The 6,118-nt window shown below is 63.1% G+C and carries 3 protein-coding genes; all 3 read left to right on the forward strand.

Annotated elements, in window-relative coordinates; translation table 11 throughout:
* Window positions 1-76: 76 nt before the first annotated feature.
* A complete protein-coding gene (gene pepF / locus SMA01S_RS20930; RefSeq protein WP_066826957.1) occupies window positions 77-1,936 on the forward strand; it encodes an oligoendopeptidase F in 1,860 nt (619 codons plus the stop codon).
* Between the two features lie 56 nt (window positions 1,937-1,992).
* A complete protein-coding gene (locus SMA01S_RS20935; protein ID WP_066826958.1) occupies window positions 1,993-3,102 on the forward strand; it encodes a pyridoxal phosphate-dependent aminotransferase in 1,110 nt (369 codons plus the stop codon).
* A 191-nt stretch (window positions 3,103-3,293) separates the two neighbouring features.
* Window positions 3,294-6,014: a TonB-dependent receptor gene (locus tag SMA01S_RS20940; protein ID WP_066826959.1), complete on the forward strand. Its 2,721-nt coding sequence runs from the start codon at window positions 3,294-3,296 to the stop codon at window positions 6,012-6,014.
* Window positions 6,015-6,118 lie beyond the last annotated feature (104 nt).

Below are 6,118 nucleotides of genomic sequence, written 5' to 3' on the forward strand. Positions count from 1 at the left end.
CCTTTGGCCGTTCGTCGCGGCAGGATGGACGCGTCCACTCGATGCCGGTCCACCGGCGCGCTCAAAGGGAAACAGCATGACCGAATTTTCGCGCCGTGAGGCGCTCACCGCTGCAGCGATGGTGTCGATTGCCGCGGCGATGCCGGCCTGGGCGCAGGAAGCGGCGCCCGGCGCGATGTGGGACCTGACCGACCTCTATCCGAACGATGCGGCCTGGGACGAAGCGCGCAAGAAAACGCTGGCCGAGGTGCCGAGCCTGGCCAAGTACCAGGGCAAATTGGGCGAGAGCGCCGAGACGCTTGCCGCCTTCCTGGTCGCGCAGTCCGATATCGGCCGCGCAGCGAGCAAGGTCTACACCTATGCCAGCCTCAATGCCGATGCCGATCTGCGCGTCTCGGCCAATCAGGAGCGCCAGGCGCAGGCGATCGACCTGTTCACCGCGCTAGGTGAGGCGACCGCCTGGGCGACGCCGGAGATACTGTCGCTCGGCAAGGCCAAGATCGAGGGATTCATCGCGTCGAACGAGACGCTGAAGAAGCGCTTCGACTTTGCGCTAGCGGACACATTGCGTCAGGCCGAGCACACCTTGTCGCCCGAGGGCGAGACACTGCTGGCGGGCGTGGGCTCGCCTTTGTCGGGGCCAAGCGACATTCGCGAGCAACTCGTGGCGTCGGACATTCCCTGGCCGAGCGTGACCCTGTCGACCGGCAAGCAAGTGCGGCTCGACGACCAAGCCTATACGCTCAACCGCGACGCGCCCAATCGCGCCGACCGCAAATTGGTGTTCGACACTTTCTGGGCCGAGTACGGCAAATTCCAGAATTCGCTCGGCGCGGCTTATGCCGCCAAGCTCAAGGCCGATGTGTTCCGCAAGAAGGCGCGCAAATATCCGACCTCGCTCGCCATGTCGCTGTCGAGCAACAATGTCCCTGAAGGTGTGTACCGGACGCTGGTGGCGGAGACCAACAAAGGCCTGCCCGAGCTGCATCGCTATTTCGAGCTGCGCCGCAAGCTGCTCGGCCTGCCCGACATGGCCTATTACGATATCTATCCGCCGCTGGTGAAACTCGATCAGAAGGCCGAGCTCGCCGACATGCGGACCAACACGCTGGCGGCGACCAAGGTGCTCGGCCCCGAATATGTCGAGCTGCTCGGCAAGGCGACCGCGGGCAAGTGGATGGATCCGTTCCCGCGGCCGGGCAAGAAATCGGGCGCGTACATGAACCCTGGCGCGGCCTATGATCTGCACCCCTACCTGCTGCTCAACCTGGGACACAATTACGAAGGCATGACCACCTTCGCGCACGAATGGGGCCACGCGATGCACACGCTGCTCGCCAACAAGAACCAGGTGTACGAGAAGTCGGATTACCCGTTGTTCCTGGCCGAGATCGCCTCGACCTGCAACGAGCAGCTGCTCGCCGCGTACATGGTCGCTAACGCGAAAACCAAGCAGGAGAAGCTTTATTATCTCGGCATGCAGCTAGAGGGCATGCGCGGCACTTTCTACCGCCAGGCGATGTTCGCCGAGTTCGAGCTCGCTGCGCACGACAAGGCCGAAGCGGGCGAGGGGATGTCGGGCGAGAAGTTCAGCGCGATGTATCTCGACCTGCTCAAACGCTATCACGGGTCCAAGGTCGCGATCTCGGACACCTACGCGTCCGAATGGGCGTATATCCCGCATTTCTATTCGAGCTTCTACGTCTATCAATATGCGACCTCGATCTCGGCGGCGTCGTACTTCGCACGGTCGATCCTGAAGGGCGGCGCCAAGGAGCGCGACAATTACCTGAATGTGCTCAAATCGGGCGGATCCGATTATCCGACCGAGATCCTCAAGCGTGCCGGCCTCGATATGGCGAGCCCGGCGCCGTACCAGGCGATTATCCAGACCTTCCGCGAGACGTTCGACGCTTGCGAGAAACTGATGGCGTGATCGCGATGGGCAGCGGCGCCGTAAATCCGGCGGCACCGTAGATCGAAGGAGCGAGGATGGATTTGCCGTCGTTCAAGCTTGATCATTGGCTTTCGAAATACGATTTCGCGACCCCGCCGATCACGCACAACCTCGCCTCCAGCACGGGTCCGCGCTGGACGGTCGGGGAACTGCGCGCGCTCGGCGACGGAGTGTCGGTCGAGGACACGATCCTGAGTTACGCGCCGCCCGAGGGTGGTCGAGCATTGCGCGAGGCGGTGGCCGATTTCCATGGCGCCGATCCCGATTGGGTCGTCACGACCACGGGCGCATCCGAAGCATTGTCGATCCTGTTCTGCCTGTTCGAGCGCCCGGGGGCCACGGTGCTACTCCCCGACCCTGGGTATCCCGCTTACGCCGCCATGGCGGAAGCCTGGCGGCTCGGGCCGCGCGTCTATCCGCTGGACCGATCGGATCGGTTCAGCCAGCGCGCCGACGCCGTGCTTGCTCGCGTCGACGCATCGACGTCGGCGGTCGTGGTCAATACGCCGCACAACCCGTCGGGGTCGGTAATGCCGCGCGCCGACCTCGTCAGGCTGGCCAAGGCTCTGGGCGAGCGCGGCATTCCGTTGATTGTCGACGAGGTATATCACCCGCTCTACTTCGGCGAATACCAGGCGTCGGCAGCCGGCATCGAGAATGTCATCGTGACAAGCGACCTGTCCAAGGCGATGTCGCTGCCCGGCCTTCGGACCGGCTGGCTGATCGACATGGATCCCGCGCGACGGGCCCGCATCGTCGATGCACGCAGCTACTTCACCATCAGCGGGTCTCCTCCGCTCGAATGTCTCGCGGCCCACGCGCTCCGCCATAGTGCCGCGATTCTGGCACGTCTTGAAAAGGTTGCCGGTGCGAATCTCGCACTCCTTGATCACCTTTTCGCGGATGACAGACACGGGCTTCGCTGGGCGCGACCGCAAGGTGGCACTACCGCCTATCCCTGGTTCGAGGATGGCCGCGACAGCCGATCGTTCTGCGAGGCGCTCGCCGTCTCAGGTGTCTTGTTTGCCCCCGGAGACTGTTTCGGCGATCCGAGCCATGTCCGTATCGGCTACGCGCAGCACGACGAGGACTTCCAACAAGCCCTCGCGATTGTCTCGGACACGCTTCGCAAGGAAGGGCAATAACTGCGTCTCCGGTACGGGAGCCCTTATTTCGAGTTCGGCGATTTCGGTACTGCCCGCTTTTCAACGCCCGTCACATCACCGTCATTGAACCGCAACCGCAACGACGCGCGGTCGTAGCCGAAGAGTCTCCGAACACGCCTAGGCGGCCTATCGAAGACGCGCCGCGCCAGGCGCGCAACTGGGGGCCTTCGATGATCAGCACCAAGCTGCGCGGCACTGCGTCGCGCTTCGCTCTTGCCGTTATCGCGCTGTGCGCCGCGACGCCGGCCTTCGCGCTCGACGGGCAGACCGCCGCGGCGTCGCCGACCCCGAGTGACGCGCTGCAGGCCAATGACGGCGGCGCGGCGCCGACCGACAAGCAGGGCGGCGACATCATCGTGACCGGCAGCCGCGCCGCGTTGCGCGCAGCCACTTCCGAGAAGCGCGACGCCGACAATTTCGTCGAAACGCTCCACGCCAACGATGTCGGCAAGCTTCCCGATCAGAACGTCGCCGAGGCGGTCAAGCGCCTGCCCGGACTGTCGGTTGCCAATGACCAGGGGGAAGGGCGCTACGTCGTCATTCGCGGTATCGACCCGAGCCTCGTCAACGTCACGCTCAACGGCCAGACCTTGCCCGCGCCCGAGCCGGACGGCCGCGTGGTCAAGCTCGACGATCTTCCCTCGGCGATGATCCAGTCGGTCGTCGTCACCAAATCGCTGCTCGCGAGCCAGGATGCCAATGCGATCGGCGGCGAGGTCAATGTCCGGACCAAGACCGCGTTCGACAGCAAGGCCCCGTTCTTCTTCGACGCGCGGGGCGCGATCGGCCTGTACGGCATCAACAAGAAATCGCCCTATGAGGTGGACGGCACGATCGGCGGCCGCTTCGGCGCCGGAGAGACGTTCGGCGCGGTGCTATCGGTCAATTATTCGCGGCGCCCGATCGAATCGGAGAATTTTCAGGGCTCTTCGGATTGGACCAATAACGTCGGCGGCGTGTCCGTTCCGTCGGGTGGCGGCTATCGCGACTACAATCTGTTCCGCACGCGGCTGGGGGTCGTCGGCAATTTCGACTGGCGGCCCAGCGACGACGTGAAGCTCTACATCCGGTCGAGCTATTCCAAATATCAGGACCACGAGACCCGCGACCAGAACCTGCTCGCGATCAATTTCCCAACGAAGGGCAGCGCGGCCTATAACGCGCTCACGCCGTCCACCCTCCCGGCCACCGCGACAATCCTGGTTCGCCATCGCGAAGAGGACGACAACACCAAATCGGTGACCCTGGGCGGCGACTTCAACGTGGGCGGCGGCAAGCTGTCGATGTCGGGCGGCTGGACCCGCGCCGAAAAGGTCGACCCGATTCGCAGCGAATTCACTTTCACCTATACGCCGCCCAAGACCAACCCGCTCTTTGCGACCTATGACCCCTCGACCTATCCCTATACGCTGGTGCCGAGCGGTGCGAACGCGGGGATCTTTTCGGATCCGACCAATTTCATCCAGAGCAAGCTGAAAGCCGAGCATCGCTTCACCTTCGAACGCATCTGGCAGGGCAGGGCCGATTACAGCCACCCGCTGGCGATCGGCACAGATTCGTCGTTCCAGATCGGCTTCAAATATCTCGATCGCCACAAGAATGACGACCACGACCTGACCAGCTACAAGAGCACCAAGGGCGCCAATTGGACGCTCGATACGGTCGGGTTCCTGGGCGACAGCGATTTCTACAACGGCCAGTTCACCTTCGGTCAGCGGATCGACTGGAACAAGGCGCGAGCCTATCTCGCCGCGCATCCGAAAGTTGCGACCTTCGACTATGCCGGCAATCTGGGCGGCTCGCTTGCACCCGATTACGACGTCAAGGAACGCATCCTGGCGGGCTATGCGATGGTGACGCTGAAGTTCGGCAAGTTGGTCATCATCCCCGGTGTGCGCGTCGAGAATACCCGGGACCAGACCGCGGCCAAGATCGTTGGTCCGGCGATCACCGCGATCGGCAAGACCATCACGACCGACGCGGCCTATGCCGCCGCGCTGGCCGCCAATAACGGTTTCAACGCGCGCGCCACGAACAGTTACACCGACTGGTTCCCCGGCCTGAACGTCAGGTTCGAGGCGATGCCCGATCTATTGTTGCGCGGAGCGGTTACGACCTCGATCGGCCGTCCCAATTACAGCACGCTGGCGCCGTTCATCACGGTGACGCCGAATGATCCCAATCCGGCCACGGTCGCCGCCGGCAATCCTTTCCTGAAGCCCTACAAAGCGGTCAACTTCGACGCCGCGATCGAATATTATCCGACCAGGGACAGCCTGTTCAGCGTCGGCTTCTTCTACAAGGACATCAAGAACCCGATCTATCAGATCGTCCAGAAGGGGATCGCCAATCCGGGCGACATTCCCGGCGCGTCGGCAACCGACTATCCGAAAATCGACCTCACCCAATATACCAACATGGACAAGGAGTTCATCGGTGGCGTCGAGGTCAACGTCCAGACCCAGTTCACCGGGCTGCCGGGCTTCCTCAGCGGCTTCGGCCTGTCGGCCAATTACACGCATGTCTGGGGCCATGCCACCGGACCGGGGTTCCGCGCCGGGGCGATCCCGCTCGCCTATCAGTCGCACGACCTCGGCAATGTCAGCGTCTTCTACGAGAAATACGGCCTGACCGCGCGGCTGGCGTTCAATTACCGTTCGGCCTTCTCCGACGTGGTCGGCACCAGCGCCGCGACCGATTCCTATTGGGATGCGCAGGGACAGCTCGACCTGCACGTGGGTTTACAGGTCACGCCGCAATACACGATCTATGTCGACGCGGCCAATCTGACGGACGCGCCCTGGCGTCATTACCAAGGGGAGAAAGACTTCCTGGTCGAGCGCGAGCGTTATGGGTCCACCTACCGTATTGGGGTGCAGTTGCATTTCTAGGGGCTGAAAGCCCTCTCCCCTTGTGGGAGAGGGAGGGGCCCGCTCGACGGAGCCGAGTGGGAGCGACTATCTGGATTGTCAAAGCGCATGAGCGAGTTCGGCGC

The organism is Sphingomonas mali NBRC 15500 (assembly GCF_001598415.1).
GTDB classification, from domain to species: Bacteria; Pseudomonadota; Alphaproteobacteria; order Sphingomonadales; family Sphingomonadaceae; genus Sphingomonas; species Sphingomonas mali.